Source organism: Mycetohabitans sp. B46 (genome assembly GCF_037389205.1).
Classification (GTDB): Bacteria; Pseudomonadota; Gammaproteobacteria; order Burkholderiales; family Burkholderiaceae; genus Mycetohabitans.
Map to the genome: position 1 here is coordinate 292,917 of NZ_JADBGL010000003.1, position 23,076 is coordinate 315,992.

Annotated in this window: 13 protein-coding genes and 2 pseudogenes; 5 read left to right on the plus strand and 10 right to left on the minus strand. The window is 58.5% G+C overall.

From position 1 onward, the window contains the following. Nucleotides 1–3 precede the first annotated feature (3 nt). A complete protein-coding gene (locus IHE30_RS05345; RefSeq protein WP_337689375.1) occupies nucleotides 4–723 on the minus strand; it encodes a DUF3348 domain-containing protein in 720 nt (239 codons plus the stop codon). A gap of 1,201 nt (nucleotides 724–1,924) precedes the next feature. Here IHE30_RS05345 and IHE30_RS05350 point away from each other — a divergent pair. The 4 genes from IHE30_RS05350 (at nucleotide 1,925) to IHE30_RS05360 (ending at nucleotide 13,662) form a co-directional block, all read left to right on the plus strand. Next, the gene (locus IHE30_RS05350; RefSeq protein WP_337689376.1) at nucleotides 1,925–5,380 is read left to right on the plus strand and encodes a Tc toxin subunit A; all 3,456 of its coding nucleotides are present in this window, start codon (nucleotides 1,925–1,927) and stop codon (nucleotides 5,378–5,380) included. Nucleotides 5,381–5,475: 95 nt separating this feature from the next. Then, a complete protein-coding gene (locus IHE30_RS05355; RefSeq protein WP_337689377.1) occupies nucleotides 5,476–10,230 on the plus strand; it encodes a neuraminidase-like domain-containing protein in 4,755 nt (1,584 codons plus the stop codon). An 84-nt stretch (nucleotides 10,231–10,314) separates the two neighbouring features. Next, nucleotides 10,315–10,614 (plus strand): SpvB/TcaC N-terminal domain-containing protein, encoded by a 300-nt coding sequence (locus tag IHE30_RS15090; protein ID WP_443193601.1) that lies wholly within the window; start codon nucleotides 10,315–10,317, stop codon nucleotides 10,612–10,614. Nucleotides 10,615–11,487: 873 nt separating this feature from the next. Then, complete coding sequence (locus tag IHE30_RS05360; protein WP_337689378.1) at nucleotides 11,488–13,662, plus strand: M1 family metallopeptidase; 2,175 nt, start codon at nucleotides 11,488–11,490, stop codon at nucleotides 13,660–13,662. 123 nt (nucleotides 13,663–13,785) lie between these two features. Here IHE30_RS05360 and IHE30_RS05365 read toward each other — a convergent pair whose 3' ends face one another. From IHE30_RS05365 to IHE30_RS05405, 9 genes and pseudogenes are all read right to left on the minus strand, one after another. After that, entirely contained in the window at nucleotides 13,786–14,202 is a 417-nt protein-coding gene (locus tag IHE30_RS05365) for an ExbD/TolR family protein (RefSeq protein WP_337689379.1), read from the minus strand. 13 nt (nucleotides 14,203–14,215) lie between these two features. After that, a pseudogene (locus IHE30_RS05370) lies at nucleotides 14,216–14,955 on the minus strand (MotA/TolQ/ExbB proton channel family protein). A 98-nt stretch (nucleotides 14,956–15,053) separates the two neighbouring features. Beyond that, nucleotides 15,054–15,749, minus strand: coding sequence for an energy transducer TonB (locus IHE30_RS05375; RefSeq protein WP_337689380.1), 696 nt, complete (start codon nucleotides 15,747–15,749; stop codon nucleotides 15,054–15,056). Between the two features lie 328 nt (nucleotides 15,750–16,077). After that, nucleotides 16,078–16,326, minus strand: coding sequence for a (2Fe-2S)-binding protein (locus IHE30_RS05380; RefSeq protein ID WP_337689381.1), 249 nt, complete (start codon nucleotides 16,324–16,326; stop codon nucleotides 16,078–16,080). Nucleotides 16,327–16,430: 104 nt separating this feature from the next. Beyond that, the gene (murI, locus tag IHE30_RS05385; protein WP_337689382.1) at nucleotides 16,431–17,294 is read right to left on the minus strand and encodes a glutamate racemase; all 864 of its coding nucleotides are present in this window, start codon (nucleotides 17,292–17,294) and stop codon (nucleotides 16,431–16,433) included. Between the two features lie 27 nt (nucleotides 17,295–17,321). Continuing rightward, nucleotides 17,322–17,801 carry a bacterioferritin gene (bfr, locus tag IHE30_RS05390; protein WP_337689383.1) on the minus strand — a complete coding sequence of 160 codons (480 nt, stop codon included), beginning with the start codon at nucleotides 17,799–17,801 and terminating at the stop codon, nucleotides 17,322–17,324. Nucleotides 17,802–17,913: 112 nt separating this feature from the next. Then, the gene (locus tag IHE30_RS05395) at nucleotides 17,914–19,437 is read right to left on the minus strand and encodes a fumarate hydratase (RefSeq protein WP_337689384.1); all 1,524 of its coding nucleotides are present in this window, start codon (nucleotides 19,435–19,437) and stop codon (nucleotides 17,914–17,916) included. A gap of 48 nt (nucleotides 19,438–19,485) precedes the next feature. Then, nucleotides 19,486–20,058 (minus strand): TIGR00645 family protein, encoded by a 573-nt coding sequence (locus IHE30_RS05400; RefSeq protein WP_337689385.1) that lies wholly within the window; start codon nucleotides 20,056–20,058, stop codon nucleotides 19,486–19,488. A gap of 305 nt (nucleotides 20,059–20,363) precedes the next feature. Further along, nucleotides 20,364–20,677: pseudogene (locus tag IHE30_RS05405) on the minus strand (EamA family transporter); the annotation flags it as partial. 206 nt (nucleotides 20,678–20,883) lie between these two features. On the opposite strand from IHE30_RS05405, the gene acs reads away from it, so the two are divergent. After that, entirely contained in the window at nucleotides 20,884–22,866 is a 1,983-nt protein-coding gene (acs, locus tag IHE30_RS05410) for an acetate--CoA ligase (protein ID WP_337689386.1), read from the plus strand. Nucleotides 22,867–23,076: the final 210 nt, after the last annotated feature.

The following is a 23,076-nucleotide window of genomic DNA, read 5'->3' on the forward strand; positions in this document are numbered from 1 at the left end:
GGGTTAGCGGGTACGGTAGGTCGAGAGCAGTCCTTGCACCGGTTGAAACCGGGCATCGAGTTCGGCGATCAGCACGCTGCGCATGTCGTCGCGGAATACGTCCAGCCAGGGGCGGGACGTGCCCGCGGGCGGCGGCGCGGCGTCGCGCAAGCGGGCAAAATGCGCGCCGAGCAACGCGGGCACGTTGGCCAGCAGGTTATGCTCGCGTGGCGCCAGTGCTTGCTCCATGACGGTATCGACGGCACACAGTCGCGCCATACCTGGCGAGCACACTGCCAGCATCGCGCGCAGCCGTCCCCGCAGCGCACCGATATCCGTTGCCATCGCATGCTGTATGCCGACGTAGCGGTGGCGAAAATCGGCGTAGTCGGGCACGGTGTCGCTGCTCGCTCCGCGCAGCGCTGCGGGCGTGGCCGCGTGGCGCGTCCCGGTGGCGAAGCCGCAAGCGGCATCGATGCGGCAAATCAGCGACATGCGCACGGCGGCAGTATGCGCCGACGCATCATCGCTCACGTCCGCTACTCCGGCCGCATCCGATGCGGCGCCGTACGTGTTGGCGTTGAGCGCCGTCGATAACGCAATGGCGTCGGTCCAGCCGAGCCATTGGCTTAATTGGTTCGGCAACGATTGTCCGGATTCGGCTACATCGAGTTGCGCGAGCCGGGCAAGCAGACGAACGAGCGTCGGAGCGCCGGGCGCCGCTGGCCGGGGGACTTGTACCATACCACCAGAGTCAAAAAGACAGCAGTTTACACGTCTGTGGGAGACGCGGGCCGTACTCGGTTCCCGCCTGCCATCATCATCGACGGACCGGACGCCGCGCTAGCGGCGCCTCTTTCCTTGAGCTGCTGCTCGGTAACGTGGCCGCGACGCAGATCGATCGCATAGCGCCACAATGCCAACCGGATTATTCTCAAAATTCGTACTGTTGTTCGCCTGCCGTAAGAACGCCGGATAGCGTACGGTATCCAGCACGGTTGTCCACGCGATTGTTACCGTGCGGCGGCCGAATTCAGCGTTGCAATCTCAGATCGGTCGCTTCATTAAAAAGCAGCGCCACTAGTTCGGTGTCAGGTTACGCGCCAAAGCGGCGGAGCGCTGCTGCTGAACCATCGTAGTATAGAGCAATGGCGAATCAATGCTGAGCGAGACAATCGAGCTGTTTCATATCATGCGATTGTGCGAGGGGTGCTTTGCGCGCAGCCGTGTTTTTCTGTGAGGCAGCCCGGCCGCTGTAGATCAACGCTTGACGTTGCTCACGGCAATTTGTCGCATTGAATAAAGGGAATCCGCTTGGATGCTTTCCGGCTAGTGCTTTACACTTGTGGCTACCTTAAGTATCGAAGCGGCATAGGGCAGTTGAGCACAACGCTTGAACGCGTTGTGAGCAGCAGCAAACGATGAGCTGATCGATCAGCGAACGGGTGCATCGCAGTAGCTGTTTTTGCTGAATACAAATGACGTCTGGAGGGAAAATGAAGAAGTACCCCAGCTTAAACACAACGGCCTCGCTTCTGCGTGGCACGTCTACTTTTCCCGTTTATTCTGTTCTCGACTTTGCCCACTTAACGTACGGCAAGGCAGCTTCGCTTTGAGCGCGTGGTGCGTCACAATAAGATCTTGCATCTAGGGGGTGCATGTGTTAGGTGTCGTCGTCGTTTGAGGTAATCAATGTTGGCGTAGCGCGCTCTATTGGGCGGCGGAGAATGTATGCGGTCTTACTCAAAAGTAGAGACCTATTGTTAGCAAAGTGGTAAGGATAGCGTAGAAAATAAGATTCGTTATGCTATCTACGCCGATTTTGCAATGGCCTTATGATGCTGAACTTGCTCATGTGCAGCATCCGTATTGGGAATTGTCATGGTTCCAAGGAAAGTATTTCCTGCTATCGCGACACAACCTTTGACCCATGTCAGGAGTGGCTATGAATCAAAAGATCAGCCCGCTAATCAATGTGCTTGAAGCACGCTACAAGACAGCAGGGCGACTTGCTGAACTGGGTTACCAGTCTGTCTTTGATGTGGCGCGCGTGACGCGTGAGCAGTTTCTCCGTGAACATCGCGAGCAGCTCGGCACTAAGGCTGCCTGCGCCTGTTATGACCAAACAGTCGGTTACGCGCAGCAAGTAGCGTTCCGGTTTCGTCAGCGGCGCTTGACGCGCCTGGTGCAGCAAACCTTTGGCCCGTTTACTGGGCCCGGGCCCAGCTATGACGAGCAGTTTCGTCTGGACTGGAGCCAAATGAGTGCGGTAGATGCTATCGAAGCGAATACGTCACCAGCAGCCTATCTCGTGTCGCTGTATCACTTGGCGATGAATCAAGAACGAAATGCGCCTCAGCCCGACGCGATCAACTCACTGGCAAAGCGCCGCCCCGATATTCCGGAACTGGTTGTGGATAACGACAGTTTGAATCAGCGGCTACCAGAGCTGACACTGGTCAATACGATTTTGAGCCGCGCGATTAAGGACACGGTGCCGGACGGAAAGACGGTCGATGAAATGCTGGCCGAGACTTACTATCCGAACCAGCTGCCATACCATTTTGCGCATCAGCAAGCCATCGAAGGATTCGCCGTGAGCGGCATGTCGCTCACGGAGGTGATGCAGCAGGTCGATACCGCGTGGCCTTACTTTATTGCTCCTGTCGCGCCTAGCGACACGACGGCGAGAATGGAGGCGATGCGACTTGCGAGCCCATTTGCGCCGCCATTGCAAACGTTGATTGCTGCTGCACCTTATTTTAGTACCCATATGCTGACGTTAGCGCAACTTGTCGCTAAATGGGGAAGTGATCTTTACTCCACGACAGAAATTGATCCGTGGTCAGATCTTTACGCACATGCTTATGTTACGCCATCGCAAAATGCCGTGCTTGACGGGGTAAAAGAATTAATTTGGGTGGGAAATCAGTATGATGTCTTTACACAATTAAAATTAAAAACCGTAAACGATTGTCATGTTGTGTTGGGCGGGCAAAATAAGGAATATTATTATCGTCCCATCAATAATGTCATTGTTACTGACGGTGGTCCATATAGACGTTACCCTATATTACAGTACCGTGATGAAGACAATGCCGAATTAGATCTGAAGGCTAGCCCGCTGCGTGCCGATTTCTTTATCCGAATGCAGACATGGTCTCCTAGAAAATATTATTCAGAAATCGGCTTTACATTGATATTAGATGGCAATGATAACCCTGCTATCTACACCTCGGACCAAGTCGACTTTTACCAGAATCACTTTGGAATTAGCCCCACACCGATCCATCACAATCATGCAACCTATCTCAGCAACGTCACCCAGCTGACTGGCCACACGGGCTTGAGCGTGGCAGATCTGGAACGCGCGCTATGCACGCGAGTCGGTGGCGATACTGTGATAGTGTCGCCCCATATCGTGACTCGTAATGCAATTTTCACTAATGGAAAGACCGACCAAACGCCGCATATGCCTTACCATTATGGCGCAGTCTATCTGCATGCGGGTAAAAGACCGGCGATTGAAATGGTGGAAGATAACGAGGGTAATCTTACACTCACTGGCTTGACCGATGACCGTTTGGATCGATTGGACCGTCTGATACGCATGCAGCGCACATTAGACTTACCATTTGATCAACTGGATTATTTAATCACAGCGGGCATGCGTGCCGAAGGCGTCGATCCGCTTCAAGCAGATGGCAATCTGGGACTGTACACAAACACAAATACGTTGCGGCTGATTGGGGTCTTTCGTCATTACCAGCAGCGTTACGGCGTTACGGCCGAACAGTTCGCCGCCGTGGTGCATCAAATCACACCGTATGCGATTACTCCCGATGTGCCCATGTTGGACCGCTTATTTAACAGCAAGCAGCTATTTGATCAACCTTACACGCTGGACTGGGAAAATGTAGATTATACGGCGACAGCCACTACTGTGGATAAGGGGCGGGACGCGCGTATTGCCAAGCAATTGGCAGCGGGCCTAAAGCTCACCGACGCGGAGTTCGCGCTGCTGGCCGACCTCGTCGCTCAGTATCAAGGTAATCAAGCTAACCATACCTTTCCCAATAGCTTGGGGGCTGTCTCCGCGCTGTACCGGCTGGCTAGCATTCCGCGTTGGTTGGGGCTGACCATTGCAAGTGGTTTGGCGCTCATTCGCTTACTGGATCAGGCTAAGTGGTTAGGCGATGACTGCTCGTTGCTTGCGCATCTGGCAGGTGTACCCGCGATTGCGGTATTGGATGATAACGGCCAACCAAAAAGTAACGATCTACTCGATGGGCTGATGCTGCTGTCCATCGCGACTGACTGGTTGCACGCGCAGGAGATCAGCGTGGCGCAATGCGCTGCGTGGCTGTTGCCTGTGCCGCCGCAAATCGGTAATCAACGCCAGTTAGAATTAATTCAGCAGCTGGGCCAAAGTATCACTCACAGTGTAGTTACACCCACCCGTTACGCTCAATCGGGTGCACCCACAACGGATACGACGGGCGGGACGTTGGATTGGGCAACGCTGATGCAACAAGCCAATTTGGTTGATGCGCAGGGGCTAGTACAAGACAATACAGACACGGTTTCGCAAGATAGTATCACAGCGGCCGTGCAGGCCGTTGTCATGGCGCAAGCACTGGATGAGGGCAGTCAGGCGCAGGCTACGAGTGCACTGAGCGCATTACTTTATAACGCGCAGCAGTCGCAGCACGGCATCCTGGCGAGCACATTGGCCCAATTGCTGGCGGTGTCGCAAGCGCTGGTGCGGCCGCTGGTGCGGTGGGCCGGCAGTACGCCCTGTGAATTTTTAAATCAAACCCTGGCCCAAAAGTCGGTAACCTGCCCACAGCAAATTGCCGATACTTACCTGAAGCGACTCGCGATGCTATCGCGCGGTGCACAGCTAGCCTCCTGCTTTGAACTGAGTGCGGCGATGTTAAACAGCTATTTGGCGCAGCCTGCCTGGTTTGGCGAGTCCGAACCGAACCTCACGACACTAAGCTTTGCGACGCTGTATCACCTCGGGTGTTATCGCGACTGGCTGCATCACACCTCGCACACCGAGAATGATCTGCTTGCATATCTAGGACAGGTCAACAGCGAAGCGCCACCGTCGGCACAGGATGCTGCCCCGCTGCTAGCAACTTTGTTGGATTGGCAGGCCAATGAAGTGCAAGCTGCAGCGGCCTATGTGATGGGTGATGCCGACACGCCGGCACGCACCATCCCGCAAATTGCAACGATCTTACGCTTATACCGCTTGTCGCAACAAACGGGCTTGGCGGTTGCGCCATTAACTTCAACGATTAACATCCGCGCCAACAGTGACTACGCGAGCTGGCAGCGACTAGGGCAGGCAGTAGCCGCCGCCAGTGAACAGGTATTGACGGCCACGCATTAGCCAAGCGAGGTGGCTGACCGACTCGCCAATCGCACCGGCTGGCACCGAACCTGTGTGCACTAAGACCGCTTTAACTTAAGCAAAGGATCACCAACATGCAAAATGCGCTTGCCAAACGGCTCAATGAATCCCGGCGCGATGCGCTACAAGCCTATTATCGGGGTTATGTGGCGCCGACGCTGCCGGGTGTAGGCGATCAAGCGGTGACCCAAGACGATCTGTACCAATATTTGCTCATTGACACAGCAGTGAGCGAAGAGGTTGAAACCAGTCGTGTCGCGCAGGCAATTGCGAGCCTGCAGCAGTACCTATACCGCATTGCGTTAAATCAGGAGCCGGGTTTTAATCCGATGTCGCAAGACGATATCGCGTCATGGCGGGAGATCGATAGCCAGTATGCGCGCTGGTCAGCCAGCCAGCAGGTCAGTGACTATCCGGAAAACTATATTTTACCGTCCACGCGCCAGGACAAAAGCCACTTCTTTGAAGAACTGGAAAACTCTCTAAACCAAAATCGACTTAATGTCGACCGCGTGCAGGACGCGGTGCTCAGCTACTTGAACGAGTTTGAGGCGGTCAGCAATCTGTTGGTGATCAACGGCTGTTGCAGCCAAACGGATTTTGGCAAAGGGACTTATTACTTTATTGGTCGCACCACTGCGGAGCCGCATAGCTATTACTGGCGCAGCATGGATTTGAGTAAAAACGGCGGCACGGCCGAGCATCCGCAGATCACGCCAAATTGTTGGAATGATTGGCGAGCGATCACCTTACCCTTGAATAGCAGCAATGTGCTCAGTTGGACTGTGCGGCCGGTATTTTTCAATAACCGTTTGTACGTTAGCTGGGTTGAACGGGACCCCACGCCGAAGAAAAAGAGCGACGGCACTGACGTCACGCCGGAAGTGCATGCTTACCGCGTACACTACGGATATTTACGTTATGACGGCAGCTGGTCCGCGCCGAATATAGCTGAGCTGCAAGGGTTCGACGAAAAGGGAAATTCTTGTGTCTTGACAGGTGGTGTGCTGGAGGTTGAGGAAGGTACCAATTTTGAATTAACTAAAGTTGATACAGTAGCGATCGTGGATTTTAGCCGTGGCGTGACCGGTAGTACGCGTCCAGAAGGCAACCTGTTTATTGGCTTATTTGTGTATGAAGGTGAGCAGGATAAGATTCCTGATCAAGCAGCATTTCTGTTTTGTGATACATCCTTTATTATTATAAAAACAACCGGCGATAACGTTAAGTCAGATTTTTTAATTTATCGGCCGGGTGCTATCAAAGACGGTATCCGTTATCAATCATTACAATATAATTTACAGGGTAAAAAATATCAAATTGTCGTTGGATCAATCCAAAAGAAAACTCCGCATTATGATTCAGGTATTCCTAGCAATTGGCCGGGGGCTTTGGCCACACCTTCGGTGTCAATTGCGAGCGACGGACTGACGCTGCAAGTTGGCGCTGAACTAGGTCGATGCCCCGATGAAACGCGTGATGGGGGCGTATGGAAAAGCTTGTATGTGTTTCCTAACGGTGATCAGACGCCAACCGGAAGCACAAGTAATCGAACGCATTATCATTTGACAGCTGGCGATGCGAATCGATCAATCAAGTTTAGCTTTGACGGATCGAATTATCGTTTTTACGATACTAAAATTAAATACGATGCTGGTTATGGGAATGTGGATATTTCTGCTGGGATTTACAAATATACTACCGCTACTCTTCCAGTTTACATGGGTTGGGGGTATGGGTGGAAATTTGTAATTGATAGTTCAAAAAACATCGCTTTTGAAGGAGGTACGCCCACTTCAAGGACCTTGGATTTGCACGGAAAGGCTGTGTTATTCTATAATAATCCAGCCACTGAAATATTTTTTTCTATCGGGCCAGAAAATGGTTATTGGGATGCTTATCACTTAACCTTTGGTATTAACAAGAACGCCAATAAAGTCAGTGTCACATATCGATTCCAGCATAAATTATCCATTTACACGGTTCAAGGCGGTACGGAAAAAAGTGTGGTGGCGAGCAACACCACCACGCAACGCTACGTGTTGCAACCGACAGACAACTGTGCCGCCACGCATTCGATCAGCAGCGAGGACTTCCCGGAGCAAGGAAATATCACTTACCATCTGCGCAATGAGTTGGTGCGCACCCCGTCTTCTGGCAGTGTCGGTCGTGCCTATCAAACGTGGTCAGTTCAAGTTGAATTGGTGTCGGTGAACACACCGGCCCAGGTTCCTGAGCTGTGCACGCGTTATGACAGCCAGCAAGGCAACGTCCAATTCATTACGTTTAACGGAAATAAGGCGGAGGACGGCGAGTTTCTGCTGCCCGACACCCGGCTCAATACGACGTTTGTGCGCGAATTGATTCGCCGGGCCAACGTCAGTTTAGGCACGCTGCTGCACTATACGACTCAAGCAATGCCGCAAGAACCGCAATTGCGTGTCGACAGTAGTGCGCCCAACGGCCGTCTGCAGCCGATGGATTTCACGAGTGCCAACGGCCTGTATTTTTGGGAGTTGTTTTTCCATGTGCCGTACCTGGTCGCCACGCGCTTTAGTAGCGAGAATCAAAACACCGACGCGCAGCACTGGCTGCACTATATCTTCGATCCGGCGGCCAAAGATAAAGATACCGATGCGGTCACCGGTATCACGGCGCCCGATTACTGGAATGTCTATCCACTGTGTCCGCCTGAGGATGCCGATGTATCGACGGCCAGCTTTTTGATGCGCGATGCGCTCAATCCAGATGCGCAAGCGTATGCCGATCCGGTTATTTATCAAAAAGCGGTGTTTATGGCTTATGTGCGTACCCTCATTGCGACGGGTGACAATGCGTATCGGCTGCTCACGCCCGATGGACTGACAGCCGCCCGCGTATTTTATGATCAGGCACGGGAGCTGATGGGACCGCCGCCCACGGTCTCGATGAGCAGCCGTTGGACGCCCAATACGTTGCAGGTCCTCGCGAGCCAAAAATACGCGGCGGTGCGTGAATTGGAGCACGAACCGGACATGCGCTGGCTGGCCCTGCCGGCGCAGAACTTGAGTCTGCTCAGTATATTAGACAACCCAAACTTTCGCCCGCCGCTCAATACGCAATTGCTTACGTATTGGCAAATGCTCGACGCACGGCTGTACAACCTGCGCCATAGCTTAACCCTGGATGGCAAGCCGCTCAGCTTGCCACTGTTTGCGACGCCTGCTGATCCATTGGCGCTGTTGACGCAGCGTGCCCAAGCGGGATCGTTAGGTAACAGCGGCAATGGTGCCAGTCAGATTATTCTGCCATATCGTTTTCAATCGCTGCTGCCGACGGCGTACCGCGCGGTCGATATGCTCAGCCAGTTTGGCAATACGCTGCTCAGCGTGCTGGAGCGTGGTGAAAATGCCCATCAGCTGGAACTGAGCCAACAGCATTTGGTGGACCTGTCCAACTTCACGATCAGCTTGCAGCAGCAAGAGCTGGATGCGCTCAAAGCCGATGTCGACACGCTACAGGCCCAAAAGACGCTGGCGGATCAGCGCTACCACTACTATTTGGATAGCTATAACGACAATATCAGTCGCGCCGAGCAAGAATCGATGGACTTGCAAAATACCGTCAGTGATATGTCCGTGAGCGAAGCGGCAATGTATGCGGTTGCTGGCGGCCTCGATATGGCGCCAAACGTTTTTGGCCTGGCTAATGGCGGTTCCCGTTGGGGCGCGGCGACGCAGGCTGTCTCACTTGGCATGAGCGTGGCGCGCACCGCGATGGAAGGCAAAGCCGCTCGTCTCGCGCAAAGCGAAGCATACCGGCGACGGCGCGATGACTGGCGACTTCAGTATGAACAAGCGCAGTTAAAATCCCAGGTGATCGACAAACAACTGCAGGCGCTCGCAATACGGCAAAAGGCCGCTCAAACGGTGATTGATCAAGCCCATACGCAGCAAGCGCAACAACAGGCGATGCTCGATTTTCTGAGTTCTCGCTTTACGCAATCGAGCCTGTATCAGTGGTTGACCAGCCAACTCTGCGCACTATATTACCAAGCGTACGATGCGGTACTGTCACTGTGCATGAACGTGCAGGCGTGCTGGCAGTATGAGTTGGGAGATTTCAGCACATACTGGGTTCCGACTAATGCGTGGAACGATAGTTACCGCGGGTTGCTGGTCGGCGAGACGTTGTCGCTCAGCCTGCATCGAATGGAATCGGCCTATCTGGCACGCAATGACCGTCGGCTCAATATTACCCGGACCTTTTCGCTTAAGACGCTGCTAGGCGATCAATTTGACGCGCAAAAAGCGCAAGGTAAGTTTGAGTTCACGTTGTCAGAACAGGACTTTGACGCCCATTATCCGGGCCATTATGCGCGCTGCTTACAACAGGTCAGTGTCACGCTGCCTACACTAAACGGTCCTTATCAAGAGGTGCGGGCATTGCTGACCCAAACTCGCAGCCAAACGCTGTTACAACCGGATATCGACGGTGTCAACTATTTAAACGATAACGCAACTGGCAGTGGCACACATGTCGTGAATAATTTGCGGCCAAGCCAGCAGATTGCGTTGTCCTCGGGCTTAGACGATAGCGGCACGTTTGCACTGCTTGTGCAGGATGGGCGCTATTTGCCGTTCGAGGGGACCGGTGCGGTGTCCAGTTGGATGCTGACTTTCCCGCGTGCAGTGGAGGAAACGATTGAGGGTAAAAAATTGCCCGCCGATCCTGCACAAAAAGCGTCATTGGACGCGCTCAACGATGTACTTATTCAAGTGCAGTATACCGCCTTGGATGGCGGAGTCAGCTTTACCAATGCGGTCAAGCAAACGTTGATTCCGAGTTAAAGCGCCGGTTCGGCCTGCACGCGCTGTGCTTGCCAGGTCATGCTCGGACAGCTACGTTAAGCACCTGGTCAAACTCGGGATGGTATGGCCGGTCGGCTAGCGCATAGGTGCGAGAGGACACCGGACGGCTTTTTTTACGGTGGCGCCTCCCAGGGGCTGGGCGAGACATTGCGTGTCGGTGGCGTCAGTGGCACCGCATCGTTAAGCTTGCCGCTGCCGCTCACCGATGTGGGGCGCGCGACACTGGCGCTCGCGCTTACTTACGATAGTGGCACGGGCAACGGTCCATTCGGACTGGGCGTGAGGCCGGCTTTGGCGCGCACACGTTTGATCCGGCACGCGTGCGGCTCGCGGACTTGGACGGTTCAGGCGCGGCCGACTTAATCTATCTGGAAAGCGATCGACTGCTGAGTTTCCTTAATCAAGGCGGCAACAGGTTCGCTCAGCCGGTGCCGCTCGCGTGGCCTGACGGCGTGCGCTATGACAACACGTGTCAAGTGAGCTTTGCGGATGCACGGCACTGGCTGTGCGGCGCTGGTATTGACCGTGCCGCATCCGTGGCGCGACAGATCCAGACCGATGAGATCACCGGCAACACCCTGACGCAATGTTATACGTATCGGCACGGTTTTTATGATGGCCACGAGCGCGCGCCCGAGGATTACGCACGGAGTATTACTGGACGTGGAGCGCGCGACCCGAGTTGCAACACGCGTGGAGCCAACCTTGGGTGCCGGAAGACGATTTGCCCACAGCCAGCTACACAAATTTTGGATTCCGGCTAATCGAAGCGATCGCGCCGCGTTACCTATTTACCTTTCAAAATCGTAATGTGGTGCGAAGCGTGACAATAATTTCCGATAACGACGCGTAGAGTGCTTTGCCCACTACGAAAAAAAATTTTGAAAGAAAGTTGACACGCGAATGCGCGTGCTCTTAATCTTTGTACTGCCTCCAGGCGAGTCAGCCCGCGACAGGGGGTAAACCCCGAGCTGGATGCGGCGCATTCTAGTGTAGAGGCCGCGGTTGCTGGTTCAGTGGAATGATCTGCCCGTCTGTGTAGTAGATTTTGCTTTCCTAATTTTTAGTATTTCATATAAAAAGCATCGCTGAATGGCAATGCTGGGGTACGCGTTACGTCCGCGATCCATGCATACGGGGCGACCGTGCGCCGGCGATATGGCGCAACGCGCGAGTGAGGAAGTAAGCAGCAGAAATGACATATCAACCCATTGCTTTCTCACTCGAGGTTTTTTTATGCTCACTCGTTTTGGAGTATGGCTTCCGTGCGTGACGGTGGCTGCGTTGTTTACGTTGAGTGGATGCGGGGGCGGAGATGGGCCCCAGAGTACGGCCAGCCGCACCGTGGCCGTGCTGCCGTCGTCATCCGATGCGCCGCTCACGGCTCCCACCGCGCCGATCGCCGCCAATCCGGCAGTGGTCAAGACGGTCTCCCCGGTCGAAATGCCCGATACCGTGGTACCGCTGAACTACAAGCTGTGGTTCCGGCCAAATCCGGCGTTGTCAGCGTTTCAGGGGCGCGCTGACGTTCAGATCAAGGTGCGCGAGCCGGTCAACGCGATTGTCGTCGCGGGGCACCGGATCCGCTTCATCAACGGCTCGATCACGCTGCAGCCGGGCAATGTTCCCCTGACGGCGGTGCCCCAGGACAAGGGGGACTACTATCAGCTTCGTCCCGTGAGCGGGCAGATTGCGGCGGGCACCTATTCGCTGCATATGGAGTGGCAGGGCACCATCAACTTCAAAACCTATGATGATCCGGTCACGCACACCGGCGGAAGTTGTGGCGACGATCCCTATCCCGGCTGCTCGGCCGCCGAGGGCGTGTTCCGCGTCGACTTGAAGGCGACGGATGGCATCACCAGCGGCGCGATCCTCACCCAGGGCGAATCGGACCTCTCGCGCCAGTGGTTTCCGGGCTGGGATGAACCGGCGTTTCGGCCAAACTATGAGGTGAGCGCCGACGTGCCGAGCAATTGGCGGGTGGTGTCCAATGCGGCGGAGCTGCCGTCGGTGGACATCGATAGCGGCTACAAGCGAGTGTCGTTCGAGAAGACGCCGCCGATGCCGTCCTATCTGCTGTTCTTCGGCGGCGGGCAATTTGATGTGCTCGAGGACGACTTTTCGAGCCCGCTGCCGGATGGTAAGGGTCTGCACCTGCGCATCTTCACGCCGCCTGGTATGAAGGAGTGGGCGCGTCCTGCGATGAATCAGACCAAGCAGGCCCTGGATTTCTACTACCGCTATACGGGTATCCCGCTGCCGCTCACCAAGTTCGACACGGTCGCCGCAAACGACGCGTTTAAAGAGCAAAAAGACCTAAACTTCGGCGGAATGGAAAACTGGGGTGCAATCCTGGAGTTCGCAGACGACATCCTGCCGTCTCCTGGCACACCGATGTCGGACTACGGCCTGACCGTGCTCACGCATGAGGCTGCGCATCAGTGGTTCGGCGATCTGGTCACGCTGGACTGGTGGGACGACGTGTGGCTGAATGAGTCGTTTGCGACGTTCTTTGAGAACAAGACCAAGATTCGCTTCTTTCCGGACCGCTTTAGTTGGGCCGACGAGGTGAAGAATAAATACCGTGTGATCGCGGCGGACTTGAAATCATCGGCATTCCCGGTTCAGCCCAACTTCAGCGCGTACGCGTCCAATGATTTTGTGCTGGGTGCGGGCACGTTCGTCTATAACAAGGGCGGACAGGTGCTCAAGATGATCGAGGGCTATTTGGGCGAGCCGGTGCTGCGCGGCGCGTTGCAGTCCTACTTAGCTAATTATGCGCTCGGCAACGCCACGCCCAAGCGGTTGTGGGACGAACTGGCCCGAGTCAGCGGCGAGCCGATGGCGGCGATCGGCGACAGCTTCGTGCGGCAGACTGGTATTCCGCTGGTTTCGCTCGACACGCGCTGTGACCTGAGTGCCAATCAGACGGTCGTGACGCTGAAACAGCAGCCGTTTCCGAACCAGAATCGGTATCCGGGCACGCAATGGACTATTCCGCTGACGTTAGCATATGGCGATGGCTTGACCCGCCGCAAGACGCTCGCGATGAAGGCCACTGACATGCAGGTGCGGCTCGATGGCTGTGGCGCGGTGTTGGCCGATCCGAGTGGGCAGGATTACTACGTGGTCAATTACGGCGACAATGCCTGGAGCCAGCTGCTGGCGCAGCGCACCGCCTTGCAGGATCCGGCGCGCTTGACCAACTTGAAACTGGAAGCCAAGTTGCTCGTGGGGGCAGGCCTGGCTGATGCTTCGCGCCAGACCAGCATCGATTCGATTGGGCCGGCGTCGGTGGCGCAACTGCGTATGCTGCGCCGTGACACGGCGGGCCTTGCGCAGCCGGGCGTTGAGCGTCGCGTGCCGCGCTTGCAGGGTCCGGCTAAGCCGCGGCCCAGTGTGCGATAGGTGAAAAAGTAGCCCCTAGCCGTTGGCCGGGGGCTAGGGTGGCCCGGGCACGGCAGCCGAGGCCGCCTGCGCCGGCGCCCGCGCAGGGGGCGCCACGCGACGTGGCGTTGCGTAACTCATTGATCAGTGCGCCTTGGGCTCGGTCACGAACCCGATCTTGGCCAACCCGCTCGATTGCGCGTAAGACATGACGTCGGCTACACGCTCGTACGCGACCTTGCGATCGGCTCGCAGATGCAATTCCGGCTGCGGGTGGGCCTGCGCGGCGGCGGCGATCTTGCGCTGCAACTCGGCGTCGGATACTTTGACGTTATCCCAGAACACGGTGCCATCGGCATTGACCGACACCGTGACGTGCGCGGGCCGCACATCCTGCCGCTGGCTGCTCGCGTGCGGCAGGTCGAGCTTGACTGCGTGTTGGATCGCCGGAATCGTCACGATAAAGATAATCAGTAGCACGAGCATGACGTCGACCAGCGGCGTCATGTTGATCTCGTTCATCAGCCCGTCGTCGTCGTCCGCAAAGGGGGTCATTGCCATTGTCGTACCTCGCTCATTTGCCAGCTGTCGCTAGCCGCGGGCCTTCGCCGCGCTGGCGCGTTGAGGACAGTCGTTCGCCTGTCACGAAGTACGCGTGCAGCCCGTGCGCGAAGCGATTCAGCTTGGTCACCACGGCCTTGTTCGAGCGGGTTAGCGCGTTGTAGCCGAGCACTGCGGGAATCGCGACGAATAGGCCGAATGCCGTCATGATCAGCGATTCGCCCACCGGTCCCGCAACCTTGTCGATTGACGTGTCGCCGGTTGCCCCGATCGTCAGCAGGGCATGATAGATGCCCCATACGGTGCCGAACAGGCCAACGAACGGTGCGGTGCGGTGCTGCCGATCGAAGCAAGGATCGCCAGCCCACTTTGCATTCGGGCGACGCAGTCATCCAGGGTGTCCTTCAGGCAGCGCGTTATCCAATCCGAAATATCCATCCGGTCGTGCAGGTGAGGCTGGCTTTTATGGTGATGGTCGGCGGCTTCCTTGCCGGACAGCGCGAGTGCGACGAACGGGTTATCGGTGGCACTGGCGCCGGTCGAGCTGAGCTTCATAAGACCTTCGGTGAAATCGTCGGCATGCCAGAACTGCTGCTCGATATTGCGCGTCAGGCGCCGCAGCCGCAGCACGTCCCATCCTTTGATTAGGATCACGCTCCACGACAGCACTGACATAATCAATAGTGTGATCGCGATGCCGCGCGTGACGACATCTCCTTGTGCCCACACGTGGGCCATACCGTAGTTCTGCATGGTGCTTCCTTCGTATCCTCGTTATCAGTGACGCTGTTGAGCGGACGGGCTCGGCAATGGGCGCATCGGCGGCGCGGTATCAGCCGGCGCAGCGTGGCTCAGTCGCTTAGATTAAACACATACGGCTGATCGGCCGTGACCCGGATCGGTTGCCCATTTTCGATGTACGGCCGGCACGTGCTGGCTAGCGCGGCGTTGCGCGCGGCCTCGTCCAATCGATCATAACCGCTACTTTTCTTGATCGTGGCCCGTTCCACTTTGCCCTCCAGGCCGACGACCAGATTGACGATCACTGTGCCCGTTTCCTCGCGTCGTCTAGACAGCGCGGGATAATCGGGCCGCACGATCTGGCAGTCGAGCTTGGCGACGCCCTTGGGTGCGCCCTGCGCGACGACCGAGCGAGGGCTCGGCGCGGCGGGTGACGCAGGCTCGGTGACCGGCGCGGGCGTAGACACCGGCGCGGCCGGGGGCGCCGGCGGCGTGGGCACCGATTGCGATGGGGTATCACGTACCGGCATCGGTGGCGTGGGACGCTTGACGACGGGCTTGGGATTGGGCCTCGGCCTTACCACGGATTTGGGTTTGGGTTGCGGCGCAGGCGTGGGCGTGGGCGCGGACTGCACCGCGACCGGTGCCGGCGGGGCCAGCAGTTCGGCCATGAGCGGCCGGGACTCGACCGTTATGGTCGGGACGGTGTCGGCGCGCCCATAAACCAACCACGCGATCACGCCGGCATGCAACAGGGCCACTGCGGCGAGCGTGGTCGCGTAGTGCGCGACGGGGCGCGATTTCATCGGCGAGGCTGCACTGGAGCGCAGCGCTCCAGCCAAACTGGGGGAAACCTGCATATTAGCGTTGGCCGATGGCAGATGCACGAGGGGCGCGACGCGGACAATGGCCGGCTTTGCTTCGACGCGGGCCGGAGTGGGCCGGGCTCAGCGTCGGAAAATCAGAAAGGAGAGGCATAGCGTTGTCGCGAATCCAAGCAGCAGTTCCATAAAGCCCTCCGGGAGCGCGGTGCGGTAATGGGGCTGGCTCGCGCGTCGCGCTGGCTTGCACGGAGAAAGACGAGCCCGGGCAGAACCGATGCGGCATCGGGCCGCGACCCGGCATCAATTGGTGTCAGGCCGCTTTGCGCTCGTAGAACGCAACGGGCGCCGGCACCCCATGACGCGCCGGGTGGGTGTCGGGGCCGCACAGGTTCGTGCATGCACCGCAGGCGGCAACCAGGTCGCGCACGGTTTCCTCGCATTTGCCGCAGCACGTTGCCACGCCCAATTCGAATTGCAACTCGTCGAACGTCGAGGCACCGGACGCCAGCGACGCACGGATAGTACGGTCAGAAACAGACTTGCACACGCAGACGATCATGATGCGCTGACAGCTAACGTTAATGCGAATTATTATCATTCTTTGTGGCGACCTGTGCAAGCGCGATGGATCATTTTTTGTCACATCGGGGCGGCGGCCTTGCGTCAGGCCGGTACGTTGCGATAAATCGGTTCCGACGCTATTTCAACGTGTTCGGCGACCACGTTGACGCTGAGCAGGTGCCGGGCGATGCAGGTCAATTGCGGGGCGTCGCCTGTGGTGACGAGCCGCAACGGCGCTGGCGCGGGGATCGTCTCGGCGTGCGCGGCGGCCGGGCCCGTGTCGATTAGCAACTGCTGGTCGACCAGCCGCCGCACCAGTTGACGCGCGATCGCCTTGCCCGTGTCGATGACGTGAAGCGGGTCGGCGGTAATCGTACGCACTGCATCCAGCAGAAACGGATAGTGGGTGCAGCCTAGCACCAGTGTGTCGGCGTTGGCGTCCAGGATCGGCTGCAGGCATGCGGCCAGACGCTGCATGACGACCGGCGAGCCGATGTCGCCCGCCTCAATTGCCTCGACCAGACCATGGCCCGCCTGGCAGACGAATCGGCAATCGCCGCTGTACTGGGCGAGCAGCGCGTTGAAGCGCGCGCTCTTGAGCGTGCTGGCGGTCGCCAGTACGCCGGCCACGCGGGTGCGCGACTGCAACGCGGCGGGCTTAATGCCCGGCTCAACGCCAATGATCGGCATCTGCAGACGCTCGCGCAACATCGATACGGTATGCGCGGTGGCGGTGTTGCAGGCCACCACGATCGCCTTCACGTGTTGCGTCGCAAGCCACCGGCCGATGCCTAGCGTGCGCGCCGCGATGAACGCGTCGTCGCGCTCGCCATACGGCGCGTAGCGGGAATCGGCGCAATACAGCAGTGCCTCATCGGGTAACGCCGCACGGATCGCGCGCAGCACCGACAGGCCCCCGACTCCAGAGTCGAATACGCCGATCGGTGCCGCGTTGCGCATCGTCATCTTCACCGTGCTGGTGGCTACCGCGGCTTACGATTGGACAGCTGTCGTCGCGGACTGCTGGTAATTCTGGATGCCTATCCTGTTGATCAATTCGAGTTGTGTCTCGAGCCAATCGATGTGCTCTTCGGTGTCGTCCAGGATGCGGCGGAAGATCTCGCGCGACACATAATCCTGCACGGACTCACAATACGCGATTGCTTCCTTGCAGGTCGTTTGCGACGCCAGTTCGAGCTTCAGGTCGCATTCAAGAATTTCCTGCGTGGTCTCGCCGACCAGTAGCTTGTGCAAATCCTGCAGATTCGGCAAGCCATCGAGCATGAATACGCGCTCGATCAGCCAGTCGGCATGCTTCATTTCACCGATTGACTCGTCGTATTCGTGCTTGCCCAGCTTGTCCAGTCCCCAGTGCCGATACATCCGTGCATGCAGAAAGTACTGGTTGATTGCCGTCAGTTCGTTTTTCAACTGAGCGTTCAAATATTCGATGACTTTCTTGTCGCCTTGCATGATCGGTTCCTTGTTGTGGGCAGGCACGGATGGTGCGCAAATCATGGAGCGAACCGAGTCGTCCGTTGCCCGCCAAATGTAAAGCCGCGCGGCTGCGCAGCATGCCGATCCGCTACGCGGCCGCAATCGAAACCTTGCCGATCTTGGCCTGCCATTCCTTCGGGCCGGTCTGATGGACCGACGTGCCGTTGGAATCGACCGCCACGGTGACCGGCATGTCCTGGACCTCGAACTCGTAGATGGCCTCCATCCCGAGATCCTCGAACGCGACCACGCGCGCGCCGCGGATTGCCTTGGACACGAGGTACGCGGCGCCGCCGACCGCCATCAGGTAGGCCGCTTTGTGCTGCTTGATCGCATCGATCGCGACCGGGCCGCGCTCGGCCTTGCCAATCATTGAAATGAGGCCGGTTTGCGCGAGCATCATCTCGGTGAACTTGTCCATCCGTGTCGCGGTCGTCGGGCCAGCGGGGCCGACGACTTCGTCGCGCACCGGATCGACCGGGCCGACATAATAAATCACGCGATTCGTGAAGTCGACCGGTAGCGGCTGGCCATTGGCTAGCATGTCCGCAATGCGCTTGTGCGCGGCATCGCGTCCGGTCAGCATCTTGCCCGAGAGCAACAGCGTCTGGCCCGGCTTCCAGCCGGCGACCTGCTCGCGCGTCAGCGTATCGAGGTTCACGCGCTGGCTGGTCTCGGTGTTCGGCTGCCAATGCACATTGGGCCAAGCCTCCAGCGGCGGCGGATCCAGCCGCGCGACGCCGGAGCCGTCGAGCGTGAAGTGCGCATGGCGGGTCGCTGCACAGTTCGGGATAATCGCGATCGGCTTGCTGGCCGCGTGCGTGGGCGCCGCCATGATCTTCACGTCCAGCACGGTTGACAAACCACCCAGTCCTTGCGCGCCGATGCCCAGTGCATTGACCTTTTCGTGCAGTTCGACGCGCAGCGCCTCGATCCAATCGCGCGGTCCACGGGCGATCACGTCCTGGATGTCGATCGGATCCATCAGCGATTCCTTCGCCATCAACACCGCCTTTTCGGCCGTGCCACCGATGCCGATGCCAAGCATGCCCGGTGGGCACCAGCCGGCACCCATCGTCGGCACGGTCTTGAGCACCCAGTCGACGATCGAATCAGACGGGTTTAGCATCGCGAACTTCGACTTATTCTCCGAGCCGCCGCCCTTTGCCGCCACCTGCACGTCGAGCTTGTCGCCCGGAACGATCTCATAGTGGATCACTGCCGGCGTGTTGTCCCGGGTGTTCTGACGCGCACCTTCGGGCGGGTTGACGATCGAGGCGCGCAGTACGTTGTCCGGGTGCGTGTAGCCGCGCCGCACGCCTTCGTTAATCATCTCCGTCACGCTCATCGTCGCGCCATCCCAGCGCACGTCCATGCCGACCTTGACGAACACCGTGACGATGCCGGTGTCCTGGCAGATCGGGCGGCGCCCCTCGGCGCACATCCGGCTGTTGGTGAGGATCTGCGCAATCGCATCCTTTGCTGCTGGGCTTTGCTCGCGCTCGTACGCGCGGCCCAGCGCCTGGATATAGTCCAGCGGATGGTAGTAGCTGATGTATTGCAGCGCATCGGCGATGCTTTGAATCAGGTCTTCCTGCTTGATGACTGTCATGGTGCTTTTCTCTTGGGGCGCCGCATGGGCTGGCGGCGGGAGTCACGCTCAATTGTGCGTCGAATCGGCTAGTGACACAGGAACATGCGGCGCGTGCGAGGTAAGCTTGTCCACCCAGGCCATCACGAGCGCCGACAGCAGGAATGCAAGATGGATCAGCACTTGCCACACCACCGCCTGCGACGAATGCTGGTCGGGGTCGATGAAGGTTTTGAGCAAATGGATCGACGAAATGCTGATCAGCGCCATCGACAGCTTGATCTTCAGCACGCCGGCATTGACGTGGTCGAGCCACTCCGGTTCGTCCGGATGGCCCTCCAAACCCAGCCTCGACACGAACGTCTCGTAGCCGCCGATGATCACCATGATCAGCAGGTTCGAGATCATCACCACGTCGATCAGCCCGAGCACCACTAGCATCACATTGGTCTCGGTTAGCGACGCCGCGTGCGACACCAGGTGCCACAGCTCCTTCAGGAACAGGAAGACGTAGATGGCCTGGGCGAGGATCAAGCCCAGGTACAGTGGGAGCTGCAGCCAGCGACTGAAAAAGATCAGCGACGGCAGTGCGCGCATGCGGCGCGGCCCGGACGGCGAAAATGGCGGGTGACTGGAAGGCATCGTGCAGCTGAGCAAACGGTGTCGCACTGCCCGTGCACGCGCGCGGGCAGAGGCGAACGCCAGGGTGGGGTCAAAATACAGTTATTGTACCAATGCGGTTATTGTACCGCGTCGCAAAAGCTTGGCTGTGGCCCGCTCGGCTCAGACGCACGGCGGCGGGTCATGACGCGACCGGGACGCGAGCCGGTCGCATACGGACCAACGCAATGCCGGCGAGCACGCATACCAGCGCGCCTCCGTGCGCTGTGCTCGGACGCTGGCCAAGAAAGGCGATCCCGTATGCAGCGGCGGCCACCGGCGGCCTTCAGAAACCGCCACGCAAACAGCGCGACGAGCGCCGGAATCGTGCTGGCGACCACGCCGGCGGCGGCCGCGCTCGTGTGCCGCAGCCCGTTACGTGCCGAACCGCGATTGCAGGAACAGATCCAGCCATTCGCCGCGCGTGACCGAGCGTATCTTCGCGGGCCGGTACAGCGGCCAGAGCACGCCGACCGCGATCACGAACCGCAGTAGCGTGAGGACTGGCACCGCAATGAACGCGACGATGCATCTTGCTGATGCCGACATTGGCGCCAACGCGCAGTATCGCGCAGAGGAGCAAGCGTGCGTAGCGATCCACTGCGGGGTCACGGCGAATTCGATGCTGTTCGTCGTTTTCTTAATTGGGCTGGCATTGTAGAGTGCTGGCTAGACGTCGGCAAACACGCGGGGCCGATGCGGCGCAGCGACCGACTTTGCTGCACCGCAGCAGCGTAAACTGTGGGTAAGGCGATACGACGGTGCACGACAACGATTTTATTCATTCCATTATCAGGGAGTAGTTTGATGTCTGCCATTGAATCGGTCTTGCAGGAGCGGCGCGTGTTTCCTCCCTCCGTGCAGACCACGGCCGCGGCCGCCATCGCTGGCATGGATGCCTATCGAGCGTTGGTCGCCGAGGCCGAGCGCGACTACGACGGATTTTGGGCCCGCCTGGCGCGCGAGCACCTGGCGTGGCACAAGCCGTTCACAAAAGTGCTGGACGAATCCAATGCACCGTTCTACACGTGGTTCGAGGACGGTTTGCTCAACGCTTCATACAATTGCCTGGACCGGCAGATCGCCGCGGGCCACGCGCAGAAGAACGCAATCGTGTTCGAGGCTGACGATGGCACGGTCACGCCTGTCTCCTACGGCGAGCTGCGCCGGCGCGTATGCCAGTTCGCCAATGCGCTGAAGTCGCGCGGCGTGCGCAAGGGCGACCGCGTGGTGATCTACATGCCGATGTCGGTTGAAGGCGTCGTCGCGATGCAGGCCTGTGCCCGGATCGGGGCGACGCATTCGGTTGTGTTCGGCGGTTTTTCGTCGAAATCGCTCAATGAGCGGCTGGTCGATGTCGGCGCCGTGGCGCTGGTGACCGCCGACGAGCAGATGCGCGGCGGCAAGGCGCTGCCGCTCAAGCGTATTGCCGATGAGGCACTTGCGATGGGCGGATGCGATGCGGTGAAGGATGTCATCGTCTATCGGCGCACCGGCGGCAAGGTCGCCTGGCACGAAGGGCGCGACCATTGGCTGCATGAACTGGTGGCCCAACAGCCCGAGCAATGCGAGCCGGAATGGGTCGGTGCCGAACATCCGCTGTTTATTCTGTACACGTCGGGCTCCACCGGCAAGCCGAAGGGCGTGCAGCACAGCACTGGCGGCTATCTGCTGTGGGCCGCGTTGACGATGAAATGGGCGTTCGATATCAAGCCGAACGACGTATTCTGGTGTACCGCTGATATTGGCTGGGTCACCGGCCACACGTATATCGCGTACGGTCCGCTGGCGTGCGGCGCAACGCAAGTCGTGTTCGAAGGCGTGCCGACGTATCCGAACGCGGGCCGCTTCTGGGAGATGATCGCGCGGCACAAGGTCACCGTGTTCTATACGGCGCCGACCGCGATCCGCTCGCTGATCAAGGCATCGGATGCCGATCCGGCATGCCATCCGCGCGCGTACGACCTGTCGTCGCTGCGTATCATCGGCACCGTCGGCGAGCCAATCAACCCCGAAGCGTGGGTCTGGTATTACGAGCAGGTCGGCGCCAAGCGTTGCCCGGTCATCGACACGTGGTGGCAGACCGAGACCGGTGGCCATATGATCACGCCGCTGCCCGGCGCCACGCCGCTCGTGCCGGGCTCATGCGCGCTGCCGTTGCCGGGCATCATGGCAGCAATCGTTGACGAGACCGGCCAGGACGTACCGAACGGACAGGGCGGGATCCTCGTGATCAAGCGTCCGTGGCCCTCGATGATCCGCACGATCTGGGGTGATCCGGAGCGTTTCAAGAAAAGCTATTTTCCCGAGGAACTCGGTGGCAAGTTGTATCTTGCCGGAGACGGCAGCGTACGAGACGAGGAAACCGCGTATTTCACGATCATGGGACGCATTGACGATGTGCTGAATGTGTCCGGTCACCGGCTCGGCACGATGGAGATCGAGTCGGCGCTGGTGGCTAATCCGATCGTCGCCGAAGCGGCGGTCGTCGGCCGGCCCGATGACACGACCGGCGAAGCGGTGGTCGCGTTCGTCGTGCTCAAGCGCGCACGGGTGCAGGGCGACGAGGCCGTGAAGGTGGCAAACGAGTTGCGGGCATGGGTCGCGAAGGAGATCGGCCCGATTGCCAAGCCGAAGGATATTCGGTTCGGCGACAACTTGCCGAAGACGCGCTCCGGCAAGATCATGCGGCGGCTGCTGCGCTCGCTGGCCAACGGTGAGGCGATCACGCAAGATGTGTCGACGCTGGAAAACCCGGCTATCCTCGATCAGTTGAACGAGGCGCGCTGACGCGATGGGGTGCATGGCACCCGCCGCCGCGCATGTCAATTCGCATCAGCGACAAAGGCGCTGGAGAGACTCGATGCCCTTCGGCCGGTGGCGACGCGCACTGACGTAGACCCCGGCAGTCAGCTGTTTACGCCGGTCTACCCATCGCGTCCTTTCGCATTCGGCCACGTCGTCCGGGGCACCGACTTCATGCCCCCAGGGTCACTGGCA